This window comes from Streptomyces sp. AN091965, assembly GCF_022698285.1.
Lineage (GTDB): Bacteria > Actinomycetota > Actinomycetes > Streptomycetales > Streptomycetaceae > Streptomyces.
The window spans coordinates 2422568-2447921 of sequence record NZ_JALDMY010000001.1; the positions used below are offsets into that span (position 1 = coordinate 2422568).

General features: G+C 73.5%; 22 protein-coding genes. 10 read left to right on the top strand and 12 right to left on the bottom strand.

Annotation, left to right across the window (positions count from 1 at the left end; translation table 11 throughout):
• Positions 1 to 13: 13 nt before the first annotated feature.
• On the bottom strand, positions 14 to 958 hold the full coding sequence (locus tag MQV74_RS09855; protein WP_242715912.1) for an NADP-dependent oxidoreductase: 945 nt from the start codon (positions 956 to 958) through the stop codon (positions 14 to 16).
• A gap of 114 nt (positions 959 to 1072) precedes the next feature.
• Here MQV74_RS09855 and MQV74_RS09860 point away from each other — a divergent pair, with 114 nt between their 5' ends.
• From MQV74_RS09860 to MQV74_RS09870, 3 genes are all read left to right on the top strand, one after another.
• A complete protein-coding gene (locus tag MQV74_RS09860; RefSeq protein ID WP_242715914.1) occupies positions 1073 to 1369 on the top strand; it encodes a hypothetical protein in 297 nt (98 codons plus the stop codon).
• Between the two features lie 258 nt (positions 1370 to 1627).
• Positions 1628 to 2662: a phosphotransferase family protein gene (locus tag MQV74_RS09865; protein WP_242715916.1), complete on the top strand. Its 1035-nt coding sequence runs from the start codon at positions 1628 to 1630 to the stop codon at positions 2660 to 2662.
• Positions 2663 to 2671: 9 nt separating this feature from the next.
• On the top strand, positions 2672 to 3886 hold the full coding sequence (locus MQV74_RS09870; protein WP_242715917.1) for an acyl-CoA dehydrogenase family protein: 1215 nt from the start codon (positions 2672 to 2674) through the stop codon (positions 3884 to 3886).
• 54 nt (positions 3887 to 3940) lie between these two features.
• Here the strand turns inward: MQV74_RS09870 and MQV74_RS09875 are convergent, their stop codons facing one another.
• Together MQV74_RS09875 and MQV74_RS09880 are read right to left on the bottom strand one after the other, a co-directional pair.
• Positions 3941 to 4534 carry a TetR/AcrR family transcriptional regulator gene (locus tag MQV74_RS09875; RefSeq protein ID WP_030684047.1) on the bottom strand — a complete coding sequence of 198 codons (594 nt, stop codon included), beginning with the start codon at positions 4532 to 4534 and terminating at the stop codon, positions 3941 to 3943.
• 122 nt (positions 4535 to 4656) lie between these two features.
• Positions 4657 to 5415 carry an SDR family oxidoreductase gene (locus MQV74_RS09880; protein WP_278194612.1) on the bottom strand — a complete coding sequence of 253 codons (759 nt, stop codon included), beginning with the start codon at positions 5413 to 5415 and terminating at the stop codon, positions 4657 to 4659.
• Between the two features lie 276 nt (positions 5416 to 5691).
• On the opposite strand from MQV74_RS09880, the gene MQV74_RS09885 reads away from it, so the two are divergent.
• Both MQV74_RS09885 and MQV74_RS09890 read left to right on the top strand, forming a co-directional pair.
• Positions 5692 to 7023: an erythromycin esterase family protein gene (locus MQV74_RS09885; protein WP_242715921.1), complete on the top strand. Its 1332-nt coding sequence runs from the start codon at positions 5692 to 5694 to the stop codon at positions 7021 to 7023.
• A gap of 106 nt (positions 7024 to 7129) precedes the next feature.
• Entirely contained in the window at positions 7130 to 8470 is a 1341-nt protein-coding gene (locus MQV74_RS09890; protein ID WP_242715922.1) for a serine-threonine protein kinase, read from the top strand.
• An 83-nt stretch (positions 8471 to 8553) separates the two neighbouring features.
• Here the strand turns inward: MQV74_RS09890 and MQV74_RS09895 are convergent, their stop codons facing one another.
• Positions 8554 to 11373, bottom strand: coding sequence for a penicillin acylase family protein (locus MQV74_RS09895; RefSeq protein ID WP_242715924.1), 2820 nt, complete (start codon positions 11371 to 11373; stop codon positions 8554 to 8556).
• Positions 11374 to 11730: 357 nt separating this feature from the next.
• Here MQV74_RS09895 and MQV74_RS09900 point away from each other — a divergent pair, with 357 nt between their 5' ends.
• On the top strand, positions 11731 to 12330 hold the full coding sequence (locus tag MQV74_RS09900) for a hypothetical protein (RefSeq protein WP_242715926.1): 600 nt from the start codon (positions 11731 to 11733) through the stop codon (positions 12328 to 12330).
• 13 nt (positions 12331 to 12343) lie between these two features.
• On the opposite strand, the gene MQV74_RS09905 is transcribed toward MQV74_RS09900, so the two are convergent.
• Together MQV74_RS09905 and soxR are read right to left on the bottom strand one after the other, a co-directional pair.
• Positions 12344 to 12862, bottom strand: coding sequence for a hypothetical protein (locus MQV74_RS09905; protein ID WP_242715928.1), 519 nt, complete (start codon positions 12860 to 12862; stop codon positions 12344 to 12346).
• 166 nt (positions 12863 to 13028) lie between these two features.
• Complete coding sequence (soxR, locus tag MQV74_RS09910) at positions 13029 to 13496, bottom strand: redox-sensitive transcriptional activator SoxR (protein WP_242715929.1); 468 nt, start codon at positions 13494 to 13496, stop codon at positions 13029 to 13031.
• A gap of 94 nt (positions 13497 to 13590) precedes the next feature.
• On the opposite strand from soxR, the gene MQV74_RS09915 reads away from it, so the two are divergent.
• Positions 13591 to 14055 carry a MaoC family dehydratase gene (locus tag MQV74_RS09915; RefSeq protein ID WP_242715931.1) on the top strand — a complete coding sequence of 155 codons (465 nt, stop codon included), beginning with the start codon at positions 13591 to 13593 and terminating at the stop codon, positions 14053 to 14055.
• Here MQV74_RS09915 and MQV74_RS09920 read toward each other — a convergent pair.
• Both MQV74_RS09920 and MQV74_RS09925 read right to left on the bottom strand, forming a co-directional pair.
• Positions 14046 to 14672: a TetR/AcrR family transcriptional regulator gene (locus MQV74_RS09920; protein ID WP_242715940.1), complete on the bottom strand. Its 627-nt coding sequence runs from the start codon at positions 14670 to 14672 to the stop codon at positions 14046 to 14048. The two genes, MQV74_RS09915 and MQV74_RS09920, sit on opposite strands and share 10 nt — an antisense overlap.
• A gap of 98 nt (positions 14673 to 14770) precedes the next feature.
• Positions 14771 to 15925: an acyl-CoA dehydrogenase family protein gene (locus MQV74_RS09925; protein WP_242715942.1), complete on the bottom strand. Its 1155-nt coding sequence runs from the start codon at positions 15923 to 15925 to the stop codon at positions 14771 to 14773.
• Positions 15926 to 15996: 71 nt separating this feature from the next.
• Between MQV74_RS09925 and MQV74_RS09930 the strand changes: the two genes are divergently transcribed.
• Complete coding sequence (locus tag MQV74_RS09930) at positions 15997 to 16641, top strand: TetR/AcrR family transcriptional regulator (RefSeq protein ID WP_242715944.1); 645 nt, start codon at positions 15997 to 15999, stop codon at positions 16639 to 16641.
• 35 nt (positions 16642 to 16676) lie between these two features.
• On the opposite strand, the gene MQV74_RS09935 is transcribed toward MQV74_RS09930, so the two are convergent.
• Together MQV74_RS09935 and MQV74_RS09940 are read right to left on the bottom strand one after the other, a co-directional pair.
• Positions 16677 to 17756 carry a zinc-binding dehydrogenase gene (locus tag MQV74_RS09935; RefSeq protein WP_242715946.1) on the bottom strand — a complete coding sequence of 360 codons (1080 nt, stop codon included), beginning with the start codon at positions 17754 to 17756 and terminating at the stop codon, positions 16677 to 16679.
• A gap of 46 nt (positions 17757 to 17802) precedes the next feature.
• On the bottom strand, positions 17803 to 19191 hold the full coding sequence (locus MQV74_RS09940; protein ID WP_242715947.1) for an aldehyde dehydrogenase family protein: 1389 nt from the start codon (positions 19189 to 19191) through the stop codon (positions 17803 to 17805).
• A 233-nt stretch (positions 19192 to 19424) separates the two neighbouring features.
• Between MQV74_RS09940 and MQV74_RS09945 the strand changes: the two genes are divergently transcribed.
• Positions 19425 to 20918 (top strand): CitMHS family transporter, encoded by a 1494-nt coding sequence (locus MQV74_RS09945; RefSeq protein WP_242715949.1) that lies wholly within the window; start codon positions 19425 to 19427, stop codon positions 20916 to 20918.
• Between the two features lie 6 nt (positions 20919 to 20924).
• A complete protein-coding gene (locus MQV74_RS09950) occupies positions 20925 to 22190 on the top strand; it encodes an MFS transporter (protein WP_242715951.1) in 1266 nt (421 codons plus the stop codon).
• Between the two features lie 126 nt (positions 22191 to 22316).
• On the opposite strand, the gene MQV74_RS09955 is transcribed toward MQV74_RS09950, so the two are convergent.
• Both MQV74_RS09955 and MQV74_RS09960 read right to left on the bottom strand, forming a co-directional pair.
• Positions 22317 to 24569, bottom strand: a complete 2253-nt coding sequence (locus tag MQV74_RS09955) for a molybdopterin oxidoreductase family protein (RefSeq protein ID WP_242715953.1) — start codon at positions 24567 to 24569, stop codon at positions 22317 to 22319.
• 73 nt (positions 24570 to 24642) lie between these two features.
• Positions 24643 to 25275, bottom strand: coding sequence for a TetR/AcrR family transcriptional regulator (locus tag MQV74_RS09960; protein WP_308402254.1), 633 nt, complete (start codon positions 25273 to 25275; stop codon positions 24643 to 24645).
• Positions 25276 to 25354 lie beyond the last annotated feature (79 nt).

Genomic DNA, 25354 nt, shown 5'->3' on the forward strand with positions numbered 1-25354 from the left:
CGTCGGACAGGCCCTAGTCCCCCTCCGCCGCCCAGTCCACCGTGACGACGATCTTCCCGCGGGTGCGTCCCTGTTCGCTCAGGCGGTGCGCGTCCGCGGCCCGCTCCAGCGGGAACGTCGCGTCGACGTGGACGGTGAGCACGTCCTGCTCCGCGAGTTCGGTGAGGTGGCGCAGGTCGTCGGCGTCGGGGCGGACGAAGCAGTACCGGCCGCCCAGGCCGATCACGGAGCCGTCGGCGACGGAGGCGAGGCGGCCGCCGGGCGCGAGCAGCTCGGCGGAGACCCTCAGCGTGTCGCCGCCGATGGTGTCGAAGGCGGCGTCGACGCCCTCCGGGGCGAGGGCGCGCACCCGCTCGGCGAGGCCCTCGCCGTAGGTGACGGGCTCGGCGCCCAGCTCCCGCAGGTAGGCGTGGTTGCGCTCGCTCGCGGTGCCGATGACGCGGGCGCCCGCGTGCCGGGCGAGCTGGACGGCGAAGGAGCCGACGCCGCCCGCGGCCGCGTGCACCAGGACGACGTCGCCCTCGCCCACGGTGAGCGCCCCGTGCACCACCTGGTAGGCGGTGAGCCCGGCCAGCGGCAGGCCCGCGGCCTCCTCGAAGGTGAGGTTGCGGGGCTTGCGGGCCAGGGTGCGCACGGGCGCGGCCACGTACTCGGCGAGCGTGCCCCGGGACAGGAAGTCCTCGCGGACGTAGCCGATGACCTCGTCGCCGACGGCGAACTCCGGGGCGGCGACGCCGGGCTGGACCACCACGCCCGCCACGTCCCAGCCGGGGATCACCGGGAAGACCGGGTCCAGGACGGCGTCGAGGTAGCCCTCGCGGCACTTGTGGTCGACCGGGTTGACGGCCGCGGCCCGGACCTTGACCAGGACGGAGTCCGGGCCGACCTTCGGGTCGCGCACGTCGCCGTACTCCAGGACCTCGGCACCGCCGTACGCGCGGTAGCTGATCGCTTTCATCGAGTCGCCTCACGCAGTCATGACACTACGCAGCACGCTCGCACAACGGGACCAAAGGGGCATCGAGGACTAGCCTGAGAGGGTCATCAGGCCCCTCTTCGGGAGGCACGTCCCATGACCGTCACCCATCAGGAACACCCCGCCCACGACCACGCGCACGGCCCCGCCTGCGGCCACCCCGAGGTCCCGCACGGCGACCACGTCGACTACGCGCACGACGGCCATCTGCACCGCGCGCACGGCGGCCACTACGACGAGTGCGAGCCGGGCGGCCACGTCGCGCACGACGGTCACGCCCACCAGCACGGCACGGACTGCGGGCACGCCGCCGTGCCGCACGGCGACCACGTGGACTACGTGCACGACGGGCATCGGCACGCGGCCCACGACGGCCACTGGGACGACCACTGACCGTCTGGGCCCGCCCCCGCCGCACCCCGGCCCACCCTCGCCGCACCCCGCCGCACCCCGCCGCACCCCGGCGCGCCCCCGCCGGGCCCCACCCGCGGCAGGCCGCACCCGTGGCGGGGGCCGCGATCCTGATCACGTTCGGGCACCCCCTCTGGACGACATACCGACTGGTCGGCATCATGAACGCCAGCGCGTTTGCCCGCCAGTTCGACACCTGCCCGTCCCCGTGTGTCCGTCCACGATCAGGAGCGACCGCCCATGAGCGCAGACCATCCGCCCGGCCTCGACCTCGACCGGCTGCGCGGCCACCTCGACCGCGCGCGCCCGGGACTGCTCGGCGGCGGCCCGCTCACGGCCCGCCTCATCGAAGGCGGCCGGTCCAACCTCACGTACGCCGTCACGGACGGGGCCGCCCGCTGGGTGGTGCGCCGCCCGCCGCTCGGCCACGTCCTGGCCACCGCGCACGACATGCGGCGCGAGCACCGGGTGATCAGCGCGCTGCACCCGACCGCCGTGCCGGTGCCCCGCCCCGTGCTGCTGTGCGAGGACGAGTCGGTCCTCGGGGCGCCCTTCTACGCCATGGAGTTCGTCGAGGGCACGCCGTACCGCACGGCGGAGCAGCTCGCGCCGCTCGGGCCCGAGCGCACCCGGGCCACGGTGCTCGGCCTCGTCGACGCGCTCGTGGACCTGCACGCCGTCGACCCGGAGGCGGTGGGGCTCGCCGACTTCGGGCGGCCCGAGGGCTTCCTCGACCGGCAGCTGCGCCGCTGGGGCAAGCAGCTCGCGGCCTCGCGCGGCCGTGAGCTCGCCGGCATCGACGAGCTGCACGCGGCGCTCGGCCGGGCGCTGCCCGCGTCGCCCGCGCCCGCCGTCGTCCACGGCGACTACCGCCTGGACAACGTCCTGATCGACTCCACGTCCGGGACGGACCGCATCGCGGCCGTCCTCGACTGGGAGATGTCGACCCTCGGCGACCCGCTGACGGACCTGGGGCTCCTGGTGATGTACAGCGTGCGCCTGGAGGTGCCCGACTCCCCCGTCAGCACCACGGCGGGCGCTCCGGGGCACCCGGATCCGGCCGAGCTGATCGAGCGGTACGCGGCCCGCTCCGGGCGCGACGTGTCCGCGGTCTCCTGGTACACCGCGTTCGCCTGGTTCAAGCTCGCCGTGATCCTGGAGGGCATCCACTACCGCTACACCCAGGGCCAGACGGTCGGCCCGGGCTTCGACCGCATCGGCGAACTGGTGCCCCTGTTCATCGAGCACGGCCTGACCACCCTCCAGGAAGGCTGATCCGCACCCATGGACTTCGCATTCGACGCCCGTACCGAGGAACTGCGCGGCAAGCTGCTCGCCTTCATGGACGCGTACGTGTACCCGGCCGAGAAGGTCGCCGACGCACAGCGCGCCCGTCTCGCCTCCCCGTGGGACACGCCCGCCGTGGTCGAGGACCTGAAGGCAGAGGCCCGCCGCCAGGGTCTGTGGAACCTCTTCCTGCCGGACGCCGAGCACGGCGCGGGCCTGACGAACCTCCAGTACGCGCCCCTCGCGGAAATCACCGGCCGCAGCCCGCACTTGGCGCCCACGGCCCTGAACTGCGCGGCGCCGGACACCGGCAACATGGAGGTGCTCGCCCAGTTCGGCACCGGCGAGCAGCAGAAGCGCTGGCTCGCGCCGCTGCTCGCGGGCGAGATCCGCTCGGCGTTCGCGATGACGGAGCCGGAGGTGGCCTCCTCCGACGCCACGAACATCACCACGCACATCCGGCGCGACGGCGACGCGTACGTGATCACGGGCCGCAAGTGGTACATCTCCGGGGCGATGAACCCGCACTGCGAGGTCTTCATCGTCATGGGCAAGACGGACCCGGAAGGGCCCGACATCCGCCGCCAGCAGTCGATGGTCCTCGTCCCCCGCGACACCCCCGGCGTCGAGGTGCGCCGCGCCATGACGGTGTACGGATACGAGGACCACTCCCACGGAGGGCACGCCGAGGTCGTCTTCGACCACGCGCGCGTGCCCGTGACGAACCTCGTCGGCGAGGAGGGCGGCGGCTTCGCCATCGCCCAGGCGCGGCTCGGTCCCGGCCGCATCCACCACTGCATGCGGCTCATCGGCATGGCCGAGCGGGCGATCGAGCTCATGTGCCGCAGGGCCCTGGACCGCACCGCGTTCGGCAAACCGCTGGCCCGGCAGGGCGTCGTACAGCAGTGGATCGCCGACGCGCGCGTGACGGTGGAGCAGCTGCGGCTGCTCGTGCTCAAGACGGCGTGGCTGATGGACACCGTGGGCAACAAGGGCGCGCACACGGAGATCCAGGCCATCAAGATCGCGACGCCCCGGGCGGTCGTCGACATCCTGGACCGCGCGGTGCAGCTGCACGGCGCGGGCGGGGTGAGCCAGGACTTCCCGCTGGCGGAGCTGTGGGCCGCGGCGCGGACGCTGCGGCTCGCCGACGGTCCTGACGAGGTGCACCAGCGGTCGCTGGCCCGGCGGGAGCTGAAGCGGTACGCCTAGCTGCAGGCCGTGCCCTCCCGTCCCGCCCGACAGGACGGGAGGGCCCAGCGGGAACTACGGGCGCAGGGCCCTCAGCAGCAGGTCCGCCAGGTGGTCCGCGACCTGTTGCGGGGACAGCGGCCCGTCGGGGCGGTACCACGTGGACAGGTGGTGGACAGAGCCGAAGTGGTAGTCCACCACCAGGTCCGCGGGGGTCGCCGAGGAGAAGACGCCCGACTCCTGGCCCTCCTCGACCAGCGCGCGGAAGCGTTCGTGGTAGCGGCGGCGCTCGGCCCGCACCTGCTTGTGCTTCTCGGGGCTGAGGTGGTGCATGGACCGGAAGAAGATCGCGGCGTCGTCGAGGTTGGCGATGGTGGTCACCACGACGTCGGCCGCCGCGTCCCGCAGCCGCCGCTCCACGGGCGCGTCGGCGTCCGCGAAGGCGTCGAGCCGCTCCTGCTGGACCCGCAGCATGCGGGCGTACACCTCGTGCAGCAGGTCGTCCTTGGAGCCGAAGTAGTGGTACAGCGCGCCCTTGGTGACGCCGGCCGCCTCCACGATCTCCTGCACGGACGTGCGGTCGTAGCCGCGGTCGGCGAAGAGCCGGGTGGCGGCGGCGAGCAGCCGCTGCGGGACGGGCGTGCCGTCACCGTCCGTCGTCCTGGCCACTGCCGCCACCTGCCTTCCGTTTCCTGTGAGGCCCGCTGATGCGTGCGCCTCGATGCGTTCGGTCGTTCACACGGTCTCCGGTGACAACGCGGTTCCCGCCGGAGGATCTTCCCACTGACCGGCTACGGGAGCCGCGTCGCCTCCCACTTCTGCTGGATGTGGTTCATGCTGGTGAGCCACTTGTCGGGGGCGGACGCCCGCGCCCGGTAGTACTCGGCGACCTCGGGGTGCGGCAGGATCAGGAAGCGGTCCTCGGCCATCCCGGCGAACAGGGCGTCGGCGACGTCCTCCGGCTCGACGGCGGTGGGCACGAGCACGAGTTCGCCCGCGGACCCGGCGGCGGTGAGCATGTCGGTGCGCACGCCCTGCGGGCAGATCGCGTGCACCTTGAGGCCCCGGTGGCGGTAGGTGAGGGAGAGCCACTCCGCGAAGGCGTACGCGCCGTGCTTGGTGACGCTGTACGGGGCGGCGCCCACCATGGTGAGGAGCCCGGCCGCGGACACCGTGGACACGAACCGGCCCGCGCCGCGCTCCAGCCAGGCGGGCAGCAGCGCGTGCGCGGCCCGTACGTGGGCCATGACGTTCACGTCCCAGGCGCTCGCCCACACCTGCTCGTCGGCGGCCTCGGAACCGCCGGACGCCAGGCCCGCGTTGGCGCAGTACACGTCGACGGCGCCGTCGAGGGCCGCGAGCGCGCCGGGCACGACCCCGGAGGCGTCGCCCGGCACGGCGAACCCGCCGATCTCCTCGGCGACGGCGGCGGCCTTGGCGGCGTCCAGGTCGTTGACGACGACCCGGGCCCCGGCCGCGGCGAAGCGGCGGGCCAGCGCGGCCCCGATCCCGCCCCCGGCTCCGGTGACGACGACTCCCTTGTCCCGCAAGCTCTCCACGGTCTCCCCTTCGGCCTCGGACCCACTGCCGCACTGACGCGCCGCGGCAGCAGACTAACCGGTCGGTATGTTCGGCGGAAGGGGAGGTCCCGGCCGTCAGGGCGGCCGTGAGGGCAGGACCCCTACCGGTTTTCCGGTAGGGGTCAGGGTGCGCGGGCCCCCCTCCCGCTCTGGGGGCTTCCCGGCTGGTGACGGGCCGCCGGACCCGGGATCGTGATCAGTGGCTCAAGACGGGTGTACGACAGGCGAGTTGAGGAGTGGTTCGGCATGGCACGGACGGCACGGCGCACGGGCCCGCTGCTGATGGTGGCGGCCGCGGTCGGCGCGGGGGCCCTGGTCGCCCCGCAGGGGGCCGGGGCGGCGGCGCGCGAGGGCGACCCGGTGCGGGCCCTGGAGCGCGTCGCGCACCCGCTGCGCTCGACCGCCCCGGACGGCCCGGACGAGGACCTGCGGCCGCTGGACGCGATGGTGGGCGGCGCCACGGTGGTGGGCCTGGGCGAGGCCACGCACGGCTCGCACGAGTTCTTCACCATGAAGGACCGGGTCTTCCGCCACCTGGTCGAGGACAAGGGCTTCACCACCTTCGCCCAGGAGGTCAGCTGGACGACCGGGCTGCGCTTCGACGCCTATGTGCGCGGCGGCGCGGGCGACGTGCGCGCGCTCGTCCACCGCGAGCTGGCGAAGACCCCCTGGGACACCGAGGAGTATGTGGAACTGCTCTCATGGATGCGCGCGTACAACGCCGAGCATCCGCGGCGGCAGCTCCGCTTCATGGGCAACGACCTCAACTACCCGCGGACGGGCGAGGAGCTGTACGACGGCGTGACGGACTACGTCCGGCGCCACGAGCCGGACCTGCTCCCCCGCATCACCGAGCTGTACGCGCCGCTGCGGCGCCTGACGGACGGCGACGCGCACATGGGCAGGCCCCAGGCCGAGCGCGAGCGCCTCGCGGAGAGGGCACGGGCGGCCTACCGGCTCCTCAAGGAGCGTCGGCCGGAGCACGGCGGCAAGCGGTTCGCCCTGGCCCTGCACCACGCCCGGTCCGTCCAGCAGACCGCGACGATCTACGCCTTCGCGCTGAACACCCCGGCGGGCGACCGCGCCGCCATGCTGTACCGCGACCGCATCATGGCGGAGAACACCGCCTGGTGGCAGCGGTACACGGACACGAAGGTCCTGCTCTCCGCGCACAACGCCCATGTCGCGTACACCTCGTACGATCCGCGCTACCCGAAGATGCAGGGCGCCTTCCTGCGGGACCGCCTCGGCAAGAAGTACATGAGCGTGGGCTTCACCTTCGACCGGGGCGCGTTCATGGCGCAGCCCGACGGCGAGACGGCCTGGAAGTCCTTCTCGGTGGGCCCGGCCACACCGGAGATGAACGAGCACACGCTCGACCAGGTCCGCCACGACGACTACTACGTCGATCTGCGCACGGCCCCGGCGGCCGCCCGGTCCTGGCTCCGAAGGGCCCGGACGACCTACAGCATCGGCGCGGGCTGGCCCGACGGTCCCTACAAGATCGCCCTGGCTTCGTCCCACGACGTCCTCATACATCTGCACGACGTCACGGCGGCCCACCGGCAGCCCTCCTAGGCGGGGGCCGGTGCGTCCGGGGGACGGCACCGGCCCCTCTGGCTCGTTTCCACGCCCTGTTTCCCCTGCCTTGTGTCATGTGATCACAGGAAACATCCGGTATGTCATGCCGCAGATCTGGCCAGCGCCCGCGTGCGGCGGGACGATGGTGGACGTGGAGCCCTACTGGGAGTTGACCTTCGACGCCGACGGGGACGTCGACGCCGCGCAGCGCGACCGGCTCCTGTCCGGCGCGAAGGAAAGGCGCATCACCGACCTCCTGGTGTTCGCGCACGGCTGGAACAACGACCAGCGGCGTGCCCGCGCGTTGTACCAGCGCTTCTTCACCCCCTTCGCCTCCCTCACGGGCCCGGACGTACGCCTCGGCTACGTCGGTGTGCTGTGGCCCTCGATGCGCTTCCCCGACGAGCGCATCCCGGACTTCGAGCCGTCCGTGGCCGCCGGAGCCCCTGGTGTCCCCGGCGTTCCCGGGGCCGCCGCCGTGCCGCCCACGCTCGACGAGCCGACGCGGCGGCTGCTCGCCCAGGTCTTCCCGGGCCCCGCGCAGGCGGCGCGGCTCGACCGCCTGGCCCGGTTGCTGGAGGAGCGCTCCGAGGTCCGCTCCCGGCTCGACGAGTTCGCGCGGCACGTGCGCGACCTCGTGGCGGTGCACGAGACCAGCCCCGCGCACGAGTTCGCCGACGACACGGGCGCGGGCGAGCCCGCGATGCTCACCGACGACGCCGTCGAGGTCTGCGAGGTCCTGACCGCCGCCCTGGAGAGCGCGGGCTGCCCCGAACTCCTCGGCGGGCTGCGCAAGCGGCTCTGGCACGGCGCCCGCGAGCTGCTGCGCCAGGGCTCCTACTACGCGATGAAGCGCCGCGCGGGAGCCGTCGGCCAAGTGGGCCTCGGGCCCGCGCTCGGGCTGCTCGCCGCCCGTGTGCCCCGCCTGCGGGTGCATCTGATCGGGCACAGCTTCGGCGCCCGCCTGGTGTCGTACGGACTGCGCGGGATGCCCGCGGGGGCGGGCTGCGTGAAGTCGGCGACGCTGCTTCAGGGGGCCTTCTCGCACTACGCGTTCAGCGAGCGCCTGCCGCACGACCACGCGCGCGGCGGCGCCCTGCACGGGGTGCAGCAGCGGGTCGACGGGCCGCTGGTCGCCTGCTACTCATCGCACGACGACGCCCTCGGCAGGATCTATCCGCTCGCCTCCAAACTCGCCGGGGACTCCGCGAGCTTCCTCGGCCTGTGGGAGCGGTGGGGCGCCGTCGGGTTCGACGGAATCCACGCCACGGACGGCGCCCGGCGCGTGCGGCTGGGCGCCGCCCTGCCCCGGCGGGGGTGCGTGAGCGTGGACGCCGCCGCGGTGGTGCGGCGGGGTGGCCCTCCCAGCGGGGCTCATAGTGACATCTGCCATGAGGAGTTGGCTCGGGTCGTGTGTGCGGCTGGGCGGATCGGCGTCGTGTGAGCGCCGTCGGGGTGTGGTGGGTGGGGAAACTGCGCGTCCGTTGTGGCTGGTCGCGCAGTTCCCCGCGCCCCTTCGGGGCCCGGCTAGCGGTGTCGGGGGAACTCCACCACCTGCTGGTACGTCGGGCGGTTCTGCCACTGGATCGCGCGGTGCGTGATGCCGCCGAGGGGGCGGTGGATCACCGCGTCCGCGCACCACTGGTCGCCCGCCTTGCAGGAGGCGTCACCGGGGTAGACCGCTGACGCCGGTACGGCGAGGGCCTGTTTGAGGGTGGCGAGGAGGGTCTCGCGGCAGGCGTCGAGCGTCCCGCCGCCGCAGTGGGCGGTGCGGCTCCAGCCCTCGGCGGGCCGCCCGAGGACGGTCCGCAGGTCCTTGTCGACATAGCCCCACCAGCCGTACTGGAAGGCGGATCCCGCGTGCGCCCCGGTCGGCCCGTGGCCCGCCGATGGCGCCTCGTCGACGCCGAGCTGCGCGGTCAGCGCGTCGTAGAGGTCCTTGCCAAGGCCCGGTGCGAAGGCGGCCTCGACGAGCCTCGGCCACCAGGCGTCCATGACCCGCACGGCGTCGGGGTGCGCGTAGGCGTGCGAGCCGCGCGCGGTCTCCTTGCGCTGGGCGCCCGCCTTGCGCCAGGCCTCCAGCTGCTGCACGGCCCTGGCCAGGTCGGGGTCGTCGACGGCCTTGGCCGCGATGACGTCGAGCAGCTCCGGCAGGGCCTGTTCGCCGCGCAGATCGGTGACGGCCGCCTCCGCCATGGCCCGGGTGAGCGAGGCCCGGGTGACGCCGCCGTCCCTGACGAGCGCCTTGACCCGGTCGTCGAGCAGGTCGCCGCGGTGCACGGCGCCCATGCCGAAGCCGCCGGAGGTGTAGTCGGTGGCCTGTTTGTTGTTCCAGGAGATGTAGTAGTCCTGGTTGACGGACTGCGGGTGCGCGGCGGGCGGCGTCTGCGCGGAGGTGTTGTCCCGGGGGTCGAAGTCCCGCCACTCGTAGGCCTGCTGGGCGTGGACGGGGAAGGCCGGGTCGACGCCGTCGGCGCGCTCGGGGTTGGCGCCGCTGTTGTAGTACGCGGTGTCGCGGGAGTCGGCGTAGAACCAGTTGAAGGCGTAGGAGATGCGCTGGGCCGCCTCCTTGAAGGACGCGGCGTCCTTGACGTGGCCGGGGTCGTTCAGCATCTGGAAGCCGATGATCGAGTCGGCCTCGTGGCGGTAGGTGGAGCGCAGCGAGACGTAGGCGACGGGCTTGCCGCCGATCGTGGCGCGGTGCGTGACGACGCCGAGTCGCGTGCGGAACACCTGCATGCGGTAGGAGCCCGCGGCCGTGGAGTCGGCGACGGTGGGCTTCCAGGCGTTCTTGCGCTCCAGCTTCTCCATGGGCGTGCAGGTGCCCCGGTAGCGGTAGTGCGCCGACTGCTTGGTGGGTCCTGACCCGCCCGGTTCGCACAGCTCGACGGCGTAGGTGTCGGTGATGTCCTGCGTCGCGGAGGTCGCCGACCACGCGTAGTCCTGCCCCCGGCCGAGCTGCACGTACATGCCGACGCCCGCGAAGGACACGCCGCGCGCGCTGATGCCGGGGCCCTGGAGCTCCTGCTGCATGAGGAGCTGCGGGGCGAAGTAGCCGGTCTGCGGGCCGAAGACGGCGACGGGGTGGCCGCTCGCGGTGTGCTTGCCGGAGACCAGCAGGGCGTTCGACATGCCCTTGCGCTGCCCCGCCCTGCCGAACAGGTCGGCGGGCAGCACGCCGTCGTCGTACATCCCCTGGAGCGGCTTGAGCTTCTTCGGGGCCGCGACGGGGTCCTTGGCCGGGGTCCGCGCGCCGCCCTCGCGGTCGAACACGAGCTGTTCGCGCTGGACCGAGCCCGGGTCGGGCAGGGCGGTGCCGCGCGGCTCGGCCGGCTTGCCCGCGTACGGGAAACGGGTGCCGTCGTGGACGGTCTGTACGGTCTCCGGGTCGTTGCGGGCGCGGAAGTCCTCCCAGATGCGGCTGCCCTTCTCGACGCCGTACTTGTTCTGCGCGGCGAGCAGCGAGAGTGCGGACTCGACCTCTCCCCCGCCGCCGTTGCCGAACAGGCCGCCGACCACGGACGCCAGGGCGATCATGTCGGTGACCTTGAAGGGCTCGATCTCGCCGACGTTCGTGATCGCGTCGATCTTGCCGGTCAGGACGTACTCGCCGGGGAAGTAGCGGCCGTTCTTGGACTGCTCGCGGTAGGCGTTGAGGCCGTCGATGTAGGCCTGCGCGTCCGCCATGGCCTGCCGGCCGCGCTCGCCCTGGGTACTCCTGATGTACTCGACCTGCCGCTCCAGGTCCTGCTCGGTGTACGGGGCCTGCGGCCAGAACTGCTGCTCAAGACCCTGGTTGGCGGGTGCGCCGCCGGCGAACGGGGTCAGCTGGCCGCGGCCGATGTGCCGGAACAGGTCGATGAGCCAGAGGCGGTCCTGGCCCGCGGCGTAGCCCGCGCCGAACTCGGTGCCGTAGCGGGTGCTGCCCTGGATGTGCGGGACGCCGTACTTCTTGTCGCGCGTGATGGTCACGTCGTCGCGCGGCCTGGTGACGGAGGCGACCTGGTCCGGCTCGACGCCGAAGGAGGCGTCGTCGAAGAACTCGCCGAGCTTGTCGTCGGTCAGCGACGGGTAGCCGGTGGCCAGCGCGTCGTACGGGCCGAGCTGGTCGTCGGCGTGGGCGGGCTGCGTGCCGAGGACGCGGTGGCTGAGGATCTCCGCGAGCGTGGCGTTGCCGCTGGCGCCGGGCGGCAGGACGTCCGCGCACCGGTCGTCGCAGAAGTCGGGGGCGGCGGGCGGCGGCTCGGCGGCGGCCGCGCCGGGGCCGGGCGCGAGCAGCAGGGAGGCGCCGAGGGCCAGGGCCGCCGTGGTGGTGAGGGTTCTGAGCCGTGCGCTGCGTGGTCGCATGGATGCTCCTCCGGATGGCCGTCGCGGCGGAGGTTACTGCTGGGTTGTCGAACCTGAAAGATGAACAACCGTCGCCTTTTCACAACCACCACAAGCCGTCGTTCCCGCACGGCCGCACGCGCGGTCCGCGCCGTGCGCGGGGGCTCGCTCCGGACCTGTGCGAAAGCTGTGCGTGACCTGTGCGCGCCGTCCCCCACGGCACCTCCACATTCCTCACGCATTGACGCTGACCTGCGGGGAACGCGCTGATGAGTAGCCATCGGAAATCGGATGGCACCAAATCGCGTGTCGATACGTCTACTCGATGTCCGCCGGGTCACTGGCGACGTCCGAGAAGTGTGACGGAGGTGCAGGGCGATGGCCGGATTCCGGAGTCTCGCGAGACAGGTGCGTGACCCGCACAGCGACTTGGCGCTGCGGCGGTACTCACTGCGCAAGTGTCTGGAGAGATTCGCCCCCTACGGCCACCGGGCGACCTGGGACCACCTGTGCTCCCGCGCGGGTTTCGGTCCCGAGGACCGGTCGCCGGACCCCGCGCGGCTCGTCGCCGCGCTCGACGAACTGCAGGCGGCCCGCAGCGTGTGGCTCGCCTATGAGGAGAGCTTCGCGCGCCGCCGCCGCAGGGAGAAGCACGACGGCCTGCGGCGCCCCGGCAGTGTCGACGACTGGCACCGCTGCACGTGGGGCGGGCACGGGGTCGCCTGGTGCGACGACCCGGACGTGCACCCCTCCGCGCCGCTCGCGGACGTGCTGCGCAAGCTCATCACCGCACTGGAACGAGAGCCGGGCGCCGCCTGCCCCGTGTGCGGCGACGCGGCCCTCGAATGGCGCTACGGCCTGGCGCACGTCCCGTCGGCAGGCCCCGTCTGCACCGGCTGCGGCATCGTGGTGCCCGCGCCGGTCCTCACCCCCGAGGCGGTGCGGCGGTCGCGGTCGCGGTCGCTGGTGTCCGCCTGAGGGACAGCCGAACCTAGGGCCTGACGACGTCCGTCTGGATGGCCAGCTTGAACTCGGCCAGGACGAGCGGCGCGGTGATCTTCACGTCGCCCGGACCGCGCGCGGATATCTTCAGGCCCACCGGAGTCCCCGGGTGCACGAACATCTGCCAGTGGTGCGTGCGGTACTGACCGCCACGGGTGGGCACGAAGTCGGTGGTGGCGGTGGAGTCGTAGCCCGTCGACAGGTCCAGCGGGTCGCGCACGAAGCGCGCGCGGTACTCCGTCGGCCTGCTGTCGGGCTCCCAGAAGACCATCGCCGACAGCGTGCCCCACCCGTCGTGGCTGGGCCAGATCAGGCCCGAGCGCGCGTCGGGGAACTTCGACGGCTTGGTGGCGCCGTGCAGCGGGTCGTGCATGCGCCAGGCGTCGTACGGCTCCTCCTCCGCGTCGTACGGAAAGCGCACCAGGTGGTACCCGTCGCTGTCGTACGTGATCCGCTGCCGTCCCGAGCGGGCGGCTTCCCATTTCAGCGAGCAGACGGCGACGCTCATCGGCTCTCCCCGTGTGTGTGGTCATGTCGTCCCGCCCAGCGGCGGCCGGAGCGGTCGCCGCCGGAGCGCGTGACGTACATGTACACCCCCCGGCCGCGCGCGGAAAGGCACCGGACGCGCCGGGGACCGGCGGCCGCGGGAGCCCCGGGGAGCGGCGCGTGCGGGGTCAGTGCGCGGCGCGGCGCTCGTTGAGGAGGCGGGAGCCGACGAGGCGGTCGCCGAAGACGTCGTCGGGGTTGGACAGGACGCAGGTCTCCAGGGACAGACAGCCGCAGCCGATGCAGTCCGTGAGGTGGTCCCTCAGGCGGCCCAGCTGCTTGATGCGCTCGTCGAGTTCGGACCGCCAGGTCTCGGAGAGGCGGGCCCAGTCCGTCCGCGTCGGCGTCCGCCCCTCCGGCAGCTCCGCGAGGGCGTCGCGGATCGTCGCGAGCGGGATGCCCACCCGCTGTGCGGCCCGGATGAAGGCGACGCGGCGCAGCGTGTCGCGGCAGTAGCGGCGCTGGTTGCCCGAGGTGCGACGGCTGCTGATGAGCCCTTTGGTCTCGTAGAAGTGCAGCGCGGAGACGGCGGCGCCGCTGCGCGCGGACACCTGGCCGACGGTGAGTTCGTGGATCTTCTCTGGGATCTGGGGCACCCCTCGAAGCCTACTGGTCGGTGCGTTGACACCGGTCGGCACACCCAGCATGCTGAGCAAGCGCTTAGTCTCACCCATCCCTGGGAGGTCGCACATGGCAGAGCCGAGGATCTTCACGTCAGCCGAGGAGCTGCGCGCCGCGGTCGGCGAGCAACTGGGGCACAGCGACTGGCTGGAGGTCGACCAGAAGCGGATCGATCTGTTCGCGGAGGCCACCGGCGATCACCAGTGGATCCACGTGGATCCGGAGCGGGCGGCGTCGGGCCCGTTCGGCGCGACGATCGCGCACGGGTATCTGACGCTCGCGCTGCTGCCCGCGCTCGTCCCGCAGGTGCTCCGTGTGGAGGGCATGCGGATGGGCCTCAACTACGGCACGAACAAGGTGCGGTTCCCCTCCCCCGTGCCCGTCGGCTCGCGGCTGCGCGCGACCGTCGCGCTGACGGAGGTGGAGCCCACCAAGGACGGCGGCGTACAGGTGACGGCGGCGGTCACGGTGGAGCGCGAGGACGGCGACAAGCCCGCCTGCGTGGCGGAGTCGGTGTCGCGCTACTACTTCTGAGCCGCTCCCACCATCCGCAGCACGAGGTCGGCGTAGAGCGCGCCGACCTCGTCCGGCGTCCGCTGCCCCGCGGCGTTGAACCAGCGGGCCACGTCGATGCACAGGGAGAGCACGGCGAGGGTGGTGCCGGGGACGTCGGGGACGTCGAACTCGCCCGCGCGCACGCCGTCGTTGATGATCTCGCGCACGGCGGCGTCGGACTTGCGGCGCAGCGCCACGATCTCGGTGCGGTGCTCGGGTCCGAGCGCGTCGAGTTCGTACTGCACGACGCGCGCGGTCATGTGGTGTCCGGCGTGCCAGCGGACGAAGGAGCGCACGGCGTCGGAGAGCCGCTCGGCGGCGCTGCCTTCGCCGTCGGCCGCGGTGCGCAGGATGGCCAGGGCCTTGTCGTGGCCGAGCCTGCTGATGCGGTGGAGGAGCTCTTCCTTGGTCTTGTAGTGGATGTAGAGCGCGGCCGGGCTCATCCCGGCGCGGCCCGCGATGTCCCGGGTGGTCGTGGCGTGGTAACCGCGCTCGGCGAAGGCCTCGACCGCGGCGATCAGCAGCCGCCGCGCCGCGTCGGGACTGACCTCGGCCCACGGCTGCTCCTCGCCGAGGGTCTCCTTCGCCGCGCCCATGCGCGCTCCTTCCACCGTTCCGGACCGTCACCCTACCCTGAGGGTGAGCAAGCGCTTAGGCAAGTGTGCCGGTCGCATCCGGAGGGCGCGGCGGCCGGTCAGAAGGCGGACACCCCGGTCAGCGCGCGCCCGATCACCAGCTTCTGGATCTGGCTCGTGCCCTCGTAGAGGGTCATCACGCGCGCGTCGCGCACGAGCTTGCCGACCGGGTACTCGTCGATGTAGCCGTAGCCGCCGAAGACCTGGAGCGCCTGGTTCGCGGCGCGCACGGCGGCCTCCGACGCGAACAGCTTGGCCTTGGACGACTCGGTGGCGAACGGCAGGCCCCGGTCGACGAGGTCGGCGACCCGCCAGGTGAGCAGCCGGGCCGCGTCCACGTCCACGGCGATGTCGCTGAGCAGCTCCTGGACGAGCTGGTGGTGGGCGATGCTCCGGCCGAACTGCTCGCGCTCGGTCGCGTACGCCACCGCCGCGTCCAGGGCGGCCTGGGCGATGCCCACGCAGCCCGCCGCCACCGACATCCGCCCCTTGGCGAGGGCGGCCATGGCCACCGAGAACCCCTTGCCCTCGGGCCCGAGCAGCGCGCTCGCGGGCACCTTGACGCCCTGGAGGACCAGTTCGGCGGTGGCCTGGCCGCGCAGGCCGAGCTTGCCGTGCACGGCGCGGCGGGTCAGGCCGGGGGTGTCGGTGGGCACGAGGAAGGCGGAGACGCCCCTGTGCCCCGGGGTGTCGTTCGTCCGCGCGAACAGCAGGACCACGTCGGCCCAGGTGCCGTTCGTGATGAACATCTTGGTGCCGTCGATGACGTACGAGCCGTCGCTGTCGCGGACGGCCCTGGTGGCGAGGTTCCCCGCGTCCGAGCCCGTCCCCGGTTCGGTGAGTCCGAAGCAGCCCACGGCCGTGCCGGAGGTGAGGCCGGGCAGCCAGCGCCGCTTCTGCTCCTCGTCGCCCCAGGCGGCAACCGACTTGGCGACGAGCCCGAGGGAGACCGAGACGATGCCGCGCACGGAGGAGTCGCCCCGGCCGAGCTCCTCGGTCACCAGGCAGTACGCGAGGTGGTCGCCGCCGCTGCCGCCGTACTCCTCGTCGATGGTGAGGCCGAGGAAGCCGACGTCGCCGAGCTTGCGCACGATGGCCTTGTCCACGCCCTCGGCCCGGTCCCAGGCGGCCGCGTGCGGGGCGATCTCGCGCGCGACGAAGTCCTTGGCGAGCCGCCTGACGGCGTCCTGCTCCTCGCTGAGCTCCAGGTTCATCGAAGCCTTCCCGCCCGACGGAGTTTTAATTAGCACTGCTAGTTTCTCATCGCAGCCCTACTATGTGCCGCATGGCCCGACCGCGCAAGCCCCTCCTCAGCCGCGACCGCATCGTCGACGCGGCGCGCTCCCTCGTGGACGCCGAGGGTCTCGCCGCAGTCTCCACCCGCCGCCTCGCGGCCGAACTGGGCGTCAGCGGCCCGTCCCTCTACAACCACTTCGCCACCAAGGACCAGATCCTGGAGGCGGTGGCGGACTCGGTCAGCGCGCAGGTCGACCTGTCGATGTTCGAGGACGGCCGCGACTGGCGCGCCGCGCTGCACGACTGGGCCGTCTCCTACCGGGCCGCGCTCACCCGGCACCCGAACATCGTCCCCGTCCTCGCCCGCGGCCCCGGCCGCCGCCCCGCGGGCCTGCGCCTCGCGGACGCGATGTTCGGCGCCATGGTCGACGCGGGGTGGCCCCCCGCGCAGGCCACGTCGATCGGCGCGCTGATGCGGTACTTCATCATGGGCTCCGCGCTCGGCTCCTTCGCCGGCGGCTTCGTCGACGACGAGGCGGCGTACGACCCGGCCGACTACCCCCACCTCGGCCAGGCCCACCTCCTCGCGGAGCACCAGGAACGGGTGGACGAGCGGGCCTTCGACGCGGGGCTCGCGGCGCTGCTCGACGGGTTGGCGCTGCAGTACGACCGCGTGACGCTGCGCGCGGGGTGAACGGGGCCGCGGCCCCGGCGCCCCGGCGGGGGCACTCAGAACACCACGAGGGCCCGGCCGCCCTTGCCCGCCTCCATGCTCGCGAAGGCCGCCGGGATGCCCTCCAGGCCGATCCGGTCCGTGACCATCAGGCCCAGGTCGAGGCGGCCCGCGCGGACGTGGTCGGCGAGGACGGGGACGTCCCGTGCCGGGTCCGTGTTGCCGTAGACGCAGCCGGAGAGGGTGCGGCCCCAGTGGAAGAGCTCCAGGGCGTTGAAGGTGACCCGCTGGTCCTTGCCGCCGATGCCGACGACGACGGTGCGGCCGCCGCGGCGGGTGGACTCCCAAGCGGCGCGGATCGTGACCGCGCGGCCCACACACTCCACGGCCACGTCGACGCCGTGGCCGCCGGTGAGTTCGCGCAGGTCGCGGGCCGTCCTGTCGGAGGCGACCACATAGTCCGTGGCCCCGGCCGCGCGGGCCAGGGCCTCCTTCCCCGCGGACACGTCGACCGCGAGCACCCGTGCCGCCCCGGCGATCCGTGCCGCCTGGAGCGCGGCCAGGCCCACCCCGCCGACGCCGAGGACGGCGACCGTCTCGCCCGCGCGGACGCGCGCCGCGTGGTGCACCGCGCCGTAGCCGGTGAGGACGGCGCAGCCGAGCAGGGCGGCGTCGGCGAGGGGCACGCCCTCGGGCGCGGGCAGGACGCACCCGGCGGCCACCACCGTCTCCTGCGCGAACGCGGCCACGTTCAGGCCGGGGTGCAGGTCGGTGCCGTCGGCGCGGCGGGCGTACACGGCACCCGCGCCGGTGAGCGCGTTGCCGCACAGCCAGACCTCGCCGAGGCCGCAGGCGTGGCAGTCGCCGCAGGACGGGGCCCAGTTGAGGACCACGCCGTCACCGGGCGCGACATGGGCGACGCCCGCGCCCACGGCCACCACCGTGCCCGAGCCCTCGTGGCCGAGCACCGCGGGGACCGGCACGCGCATGGTGCCGTTCGTCAGGGACAGGTCGGAGTGGCAGACCCCGGCGGCGGCCAGGCGCACCCGCACCTGACCGGGCCCGGGGTCGGGCAGCTCGATGTCGGCGATCTCCAGCGGGGAACCGATGGCGGGCAGTACGGCGGCACGGACCACGACAGTGAAACCTCCAAGGGGCGGGAAGGGCTTTCAGGAGAGGCGGCTAGAACTGGAGCGACTTGGTCTGGAGGTACTCCGCCAGGCCGTGCCGCCCCAGTTCGCGGCCGACGCCCGACTGCTTGTAGCCGCCGAAGGGCGCGAGCGGGTTGAAGCCGCCGCCGTTGATGTCGACCTGGCCGGTGTCGAGGCGGCGGGCGAAGGCCACCGCCTCCGCGTCGTCCGCCGCCCACACCGCGCCCGCGAGGCCGTACACCGTGCCGTTGGCGATCGTCTCGGCCTCGGCCTCGTCCGCGTAGCGGATGAGGGAGACGACCGGGCCGAAGATCTCCTCCTGGGCGATGGTCATGTCGGGGGTGACGTCGGCGAAGACGGTGGGGCGCACGTAGTAGCCGCGCTCGCGCGGCGCCTCGGGGCCGCCCGCCACCAGGCGCGCGCCTTCCGCCACGCCCCGGTCGATGTAGCCGCGCACGCGGTCGCGCTGCCTCTCGCTGACGACCGGGCCGATGCGCTCGGCGTACTTCCCGGCTGCCAGCGCGGCGAGCCGGACCGCCTCGTCGTACTGCGAGGTGTGGACGAGCATGCGGGTCCAGGCGCTGCACGTCTGGCCGGAGTTGGCCATGACGTTGGCGACGCCCACGTTCACGGCCCTGGCGAGGTCGGCGCTCGGCAGGATGACGTTGGCGGACTTGCCGCCGAGTTCGAGGGCGACGCGCTTGACGGCCGCGCCCGCGATCGCGCCGACCCTCCTGCCGACCGCCGTGGAGCCGGTGAACGAGACGAGGTCCACGCCGTCGTGCTCGGCGAGCGCCTGGCCCGCGACCGGGCCGAGCCCTGTGACCAGGTTGAACACCCCCGCGGGCAGGCCCGCGTCGTGCACGATCCCGGCGAACAGACGGGCCGTGAGCGGGGTGTCCTCGGCGGGCTTGAGCACCACGGTGCAGCCCGCCGCGAGGGCCGGGGCGACCTTGGCGACGATCTGGTGGAGGGGGTAGTTCCAGGGGGTGATCGCGCCGACGACGCCCACGGGTTCGCAGTGGACGATGGAGTTGCCCACCTTCTCCTCGAAGGGGTGGGTGGCCGCGAGTTCCGCGTACGAGCCCGCCACGAGGATCGGCACCCCGGCGTGGACGGCCTCCGCGAACGGCAGCGGGGCGCCCAGTTCGGCGGCGACCGTACCGGCGATCTCGGCCTTGCGGGCGACGAGGCCGTCGCGGATCGCGGCGAGCCGCGCGGCGCGCTCCGCGGGCGGGGTCGCCCGCCAGCCGGGGAGCGCCTCGCGCGCGGCCCGGACCGCGGCCGCGACGTCCTCGGCGGTGCCCGCGGGGACGTGGGCGATGACCTGCTCGTCGGCAGGGTTCACCACGGGGGTGGTGTCCTGGGTGGCGGCGGGGCGCCACTGCCCCGCGATGTACATGCCGGTGTGGGGCTTCATGGAGTCAAACTAGCGCCGATAGTTTTCTGCCGCCAGAGCCCCTTCCGGCTGCTCCGCCCCGGGCCCGGGCGGCCGGAGCGGAACGGCCCGCTCCCCCACAGCACCGCGCTGACCTGGAGTTTTGCGCTTATTGCTCACACGTCAACATCTTGTTAACGCTGGAAAGCGGGTCCTACGGTCATCCGAACCGCCAGACCTGGTGGCAGTTCGATGGTGAACGATAGGTAGCTCCCATGCTGACAATCCTCGGATTCGTCATGATCGCCACCTTCCTGGTGCTGATCATGATGAAGAAGATGTCGCCCATCGCGGCACTGGTGCTCGTCCCCGCGCTGTTCTGCGTCTTCGTGGGCAAGGCCGCCCACCTCGGCGACTACGTCCTCGACGGCGTGGGCAACCTCGCGCCCACGGCCGCGATGCTCATGTTCGCCATCGTGTACTTCGGCGTCATGATCGATGTCGGCCTCTTCGACCCGATCGTCCGGGGCATCCTGCGGTTCTGCAAGGCGGACCCGATGCGGATCGTCGTCGGCACGGCCGTGCTCGCCGCGATCGTCTCGCTCGACGGCGACGGCTCCACCACGTTCATGATCACCGTGTCGGCGATGTACCCGCTGTACAAGCGCCTGAAGATGAGCCTCGTCGTCATGACGGGCGTCGCGGCCACCGCCAACGGCGTGATGAACACCCTGCCTTGGGGCGGCCCGACGGCCCGCGCGGCCACCGCCCTCAAGGTCGACGCCAGCGACATCTTCGTGCCGATGATCCCGGCGCTCGCGGTCGGCCTCGTCGCCGTCTTCGTCCTCGCGTACGCCCTCGGTCTGCGCGAGCGCAAGCGCCTCGGGGTGCTCTCGCTCGACGAGGTCCTGGAGAGCGGGACGGTCACGGGCGAGCCGGTGCTGGTCGGCGCGGGCGGCGACGGGGGCGGGGCCGAGCGGGTCAGCTTCGTGAAGGGCGGCGGCTCCGCCACGGGCGGCTCCACGGCGGGCTCCACGGCGGGCTCCTCTGCGGTCTCCACGGCGGGCTCCACGGCAGGCGACACCTCCGCGGACGGCCCCTCCACGGACGACCCCGACGACGACGGCTTCCAGGGCCTCGACCCGAACCGCCCCACCCTGCGCCCCAAGCTCTACTGGTTCAACGCGGGCCTCACCGTCCTGCTGCTCACCGCCATGATCATGGAGTGGCTGCCGATCCCGGTCCTGTTCCTGCTCGGCGCGGCCCTGGCCCTCACCGTCAACTTCCCGCACATGCCCGACCAGAAGGCCCGCATCGCCGCGCACGCCGAGAACGTCCTCAACGTCACCGGCATGGTCTTCGCCGCCGCCGTCTTCACCGGCGTGCTCACCGGCACCGGCATGGTCGACCACATGGCCGACTGGCTCGTGAACGCCATCCCGGACGGCATGGGCGGCCAGATGGGCCTGGTCACCGGTCTGCTCTCGATCCCCCTCACGTACTTCATGTCCAACGACGGCTTCTACTTCGGCGTCCTGCCGGTGCTTGCCGAGGCGGGCAACGCGCACGGCGTCTCCACCATCGAGATCGCCCGCGCCTCCATCGCGGGGCAGGCCCTGCACATGTCGAGCCCGCTCGTGCCCGCCGTGTACGTCCTCGTCGGCATGGCCAAGGTCGAGTTCGGCGACCACACCCGGTTCACGGTGAAGTGGGCGGTCCTCACCTCGCTCGTGGTCCTTGGGTCCGGGATCCTGTTCGGCATCATCTGAGCCGTGATGCCGCGGATACGTCGTCCCCGCGCGGCCTTGCGCTCCCCGGCCGGGAAGGGTCCTGCCGGGGAGCGCAAGGCCCGGTGGCGCGGGGACAGGGGCTGGCTGCTGCGGCTCGTCATCTCCTTCAGCTGTGCGCAGGCCGCGGTCTCGATGGCGCGGCCCGCCGTCTCCTACCGGGCCCTCGCGCTGGGCGCCGACGAGCGGGCCGTCGGGGTGATCGCGGGCGTGTACGCGCTGCTCCCGCTGTTCGTGGCGGTGCCGCTCGGCCGCCGTACCGACCACGGCCGGTGCGCGCCACTGCTGCTCCTCGGCGTCGCGCTGATCGCGGGCGGCTGCGCGCTCGGCGGCACCTCGGGGTCGCTCGGCGCCCTCGCCGCGTGGAGCGGGGTGATGGGCCTCGGCCACCTCTGCTTCGTCATCGGCGCGCAGTCCATCGTCGCCCGCCGGTCGGCACCCGCCGAACGGGACCGGAACTTCGGGCACTTCACCATCGGCGCCTCCCTCGGCCAGCTCGTCGGCCCGCTGGCGGCCGGTGCGCTGATCGGCGGCGACACGGGCAGCACGAGCGCCCTCGCCCTGGTGGTGGCGGCGGGCGTCGCGGCGGTGTCCTGCACGTCGCTGTGGCGCCTGGAGCAGCCTCGGGGCGGGGCCGGGGCGTCCGCGGGCGGGGCCTCCCCGGAGCCGGGAGCCGGTGCGTCCGCGGGGTCCAAGGTTTCCGTGCTGCGCATCCTGGGCGCCCGGGGTGTGCCCGCGGGGATGTTCATCAGTCTCGCCGTGCTGTCCGCCACCGACATCCTCACCGCGTATCTGCCCGTCATCGGTGAGCACCGGGGCATCGCGCCCGCGACCGTCGGGATCCTGCTCGGCCTGCGCGCGGGCGCGACGATCGCCTGCCGCCTCGTGATGACGCCGCTCATCCGGCTGCTCGGCCGCCGTGCGCTCATCGCGGGCACCTGCGCCGCCGCCGGACTCCTGTGCGCCGGGGTCGCGTTGCCGCTGCCCGTCTGGGCGCTCGGGGTGGTCCTGACGCTGCTCGGGTTCTGCCTCGGCGTCGGCCAGCCCCTGTCGATGACGACCGTGGTCCAGGCGGCGCCCGCCGGGGCCCGCTCCACGGCCCTCGCCCTGCGGCTCACCGGCAACCGGCTCGGCCAGGTCGCCGCGCCGGCCGGGGCGGGCCTCGTCGCCGGGGTGGCGGGGGCGGCGGCTCCCTTCGTCACGCTGGGGATCCTGCTGTGCGTGGCCGCGGGGGCGGCGGGGCGCGCCGAGTGACCGCCCCGGTCCACCGCCTCAGGGCCGAGCCCCGCACGCCTCGTGCCACTCCGTGACGTCGGGTGGCTGCGGGCCCGTCGGGGCCGGTCGCGCGGGTCCCCGCGCCCCTTCGGGCGCTCCTCCTGCTCACCGCGCGAGCGGAGTGACCCGCACCGCGAAGCCGTTGAGCACCGCCGTGCCGGAGAGCGGGTCGAGGAGGCTGCCGTCGAGGAGCTGGTTCACGTTGGCGCCGGGGTCGGCGGCGGCGACGGTCAGGCGGGTGCCGGGGCGGTCGTGGCCCCAGCCGTGCGGCAGGCTCACCACCCCGGGGCGCATCGCGTCCGTGACCTCCACCAGGGCCTCGATCTCTCCGCCCGCGGCCGTCACGCGCGCGGGGCGGCCGTCCGCCAGGCCGAGCCGGGCCGCGTCCCGGGGGTGGACGTGCAGGGTGCAGCGGTTGGAGCCGCCGGTGAGGGCGGGCACGTTGTGCATCCAGCTGTTGTTGGAGCGCAGATGGCGGCGGCCGACGAGGACGAGCTCGGCGGGCGTCTCGCGCAGCGCGCGGGCCAGCCGCGGCAGGTCGGCGGCGATCGGACCGGGCAGCAGCTCGATCCGCCCGCTGCGGGTCCTGAGGATCTCCGGGACGCGCGGGGCGAGCGGCCCGAGGTCGATGCCGTGCGGGTGGTCGAGGAGGCGGGCCAGGCTCAGCCCGTCCGGGTCCGCGCCGAAGCCGTCGCCGTACGGGCCGAGGCGCAGCATCAGGTCCAGGCGCCGCTCGGGGCCGCTCTCCCCCGTGAGCCGGGCGGCGAGGTCGGCGGGGTCGCGGCCGTGCACGCGGGTGTGCGGGGCGGCGACGGCCTCGGCGAGGGTGCGCTCGACGACCAGGGCGTCCACGGCGGCCGGGTCGGTGCCGTGCCCGCCGGTCGCGGCGAGGACCAGCCGCGCGAGGATCTCGGTCTCCGGCATCCGGCCCGCCTCCAGGGGCACGGCGGCGCGGGTGTAGCGGACCTGGTTGCGCACGGCCAGGGCGTTGAAGGCGAAGGGGAAGTGGGCGCTCTGGGCGGGCGGTGGCGGCGGGAGCACGACGTCGGCGTGGCGCGCGGTCTCGTTCAGGTACGGGTCGACGCTCACCATGAAGTCCAGGGACTCCAGGGCCTTGTCGAGGCGGTCGCCGTCGGGCGCGGACAGGACGGGGTTGGCGGCGATGGCGATGACGGCGCGGACGGGGCTCTCGCCCAGGCCGCTGTCCGGGACGCGGGGCTGGGTGTCGATCTCCTCGGCGAGCGCGGCGACGGGCAGCTCGCCCTTGGCCTCGGGGTGCCCGCTCACGCGGCTGCGCCAGCGGCCGAGCGCGAAGCCCCGGCCGGGCCCGGCGGGGCGCGGTGCCCTGCCGGTGGCGGAGAGCGGGAAGAGGACGCCGCCGGGCCGGTCGAGGTTGCCGGTCAGGACGTTCAGGACGTCGACGAGCCAGCAGGTCAGCGTCCCGTGGGCGACGGTGCTCGCGCCGACCCTGCCGTACACGGCGGCGGTGGGCGCAGCGGCCAGTTCGTGGGCGAGGGTCCGGATGGTGGCGGCGGGCACGTCGCAGGCCGTGGCGACGGCCTCCGGGGTGAGGTCCCGTACGGCGTCGGCGAGTTCGTCGGTCCCCGTGACGTGGTCCGCGAGCGCGCCGAGGCGGGTGAGGCCGTCGGCGAACAGGACCTGCGCCATCGCCGCGAGCAGCAGCGCGTCCGTGCCGGGCCGGATCGCCAGGTGCCGGTCGGCGAGCCGGGCGGTGCGGGTGCGGCGCGGGTCGACGACGGTGAGCAGGCCGCCCCGGGCGCGCAGCGCCTTGAGCCTGCCGGGGAAGTCGGGCGCGGTGCACAGGCTGCCGTTGGAGTCCAGGGGGTTGGCGCCGATGACGAGCAGGTGGTCGGTGCGGTCCAGGTCGGGTACGGGGATCGCCAGCGGGTCGCCGAACAGGAGGCCGCAGGAGACGTGCTTGGGCATCTGGTCGACGGTGCTCGCGGTGAACAGGCTGCGGGTGCCGAGGGCGCCGAGCAGCACGGACGGGTACAGGGCGCCCGCCATGGTGTGCACGTTCGGGTTGCCGAGCACGACGCCCACCGCGTGCGGTCCGTACCGCTCGACGACGGGGCGCAGGCCCGCGGCGACGGCGGCGAAGGCCTCGTCCCAACTCGTCTCCGCGAGGCGTCCGCCGGTGCGGACGAGGGGCCGCCGCAGCCGGTCGGGGTCGGCGTCGGACGCGCCGAGGGAGGCGCCCTTGGGGCAGATGAAACCGCGGCTGAAGACGTCGTCGCGGTCGCCGCGCGCGCCGGTCACGCGCGTGCCCTCGACGGTGAGCGTGAGGCCGCAGGTGGCTTCGCAGAGCGGGCAGATGCGCGGGGCGGTGCGGGTCATGGGCCCTCCCGGGGCGGGGCGCGGAGGCGCGGTGCACCCTCAGCATACCGACCGGTACGTATGGCGCCAGGGTTCAGCCGAGCGCCCGCTCGACGTACGCGTACAGCAGGATCCGCGTCTCGGCCACGAGCTCCGGGTCGCCCAACGGGTCGGTGCGGAAGGCGAGTTGGAGCAGGGCGTCGACGGCCTCGACGCCGACGAGCATGGCGCGGCGGAGCCGGGCGTCCAGCGGGCGGCCGAGGTGCCCGGCGAGGAGCCGGGCGACGCGGTCGGCGACGGTCTCGTTGGCGTCGGGCATCGCCTCGGGCGCCGACGGAACGCCGAAGTCGACCCGCCCGAAGCCGGGCACGGTGCGCTTCATCAGCAGATACTCGTCGAAGGCGGCCTCGACGGCGCCGCGCAGATCGCCGCGGGGCACGGCCGTCATGCGCGCCGTGACCCGGCGGGCGTAGGCGTCGAGGTTGCGGTGGGCGAGGGCGTCGGCCAGGGCCCGCTTGTTGTCGAAGAAGCGGTAGACCGAGCCGATGGGCACGCCCGCGCGGACCGCGACCGCCCGGGTGGTCAGCCCCTCGTAGCCGACCTCGTCGAGGAGGGCGGCGCAGGCGTCGAGGATCCGGCCCAGGCGCTCCGCGCTGCGGCGCTGCACGGGGCTGCGGCGCAGGGCGGCGGCGGGGTTCGGGTCACGCGGACCTGAGGAGTCACGCACTCCGGGAGAGTAGAGCACCGTTCACATTTCACGGATCCCTCTTGCGCGGGGAAATGACGAATCCTACGGTGTTCCATAG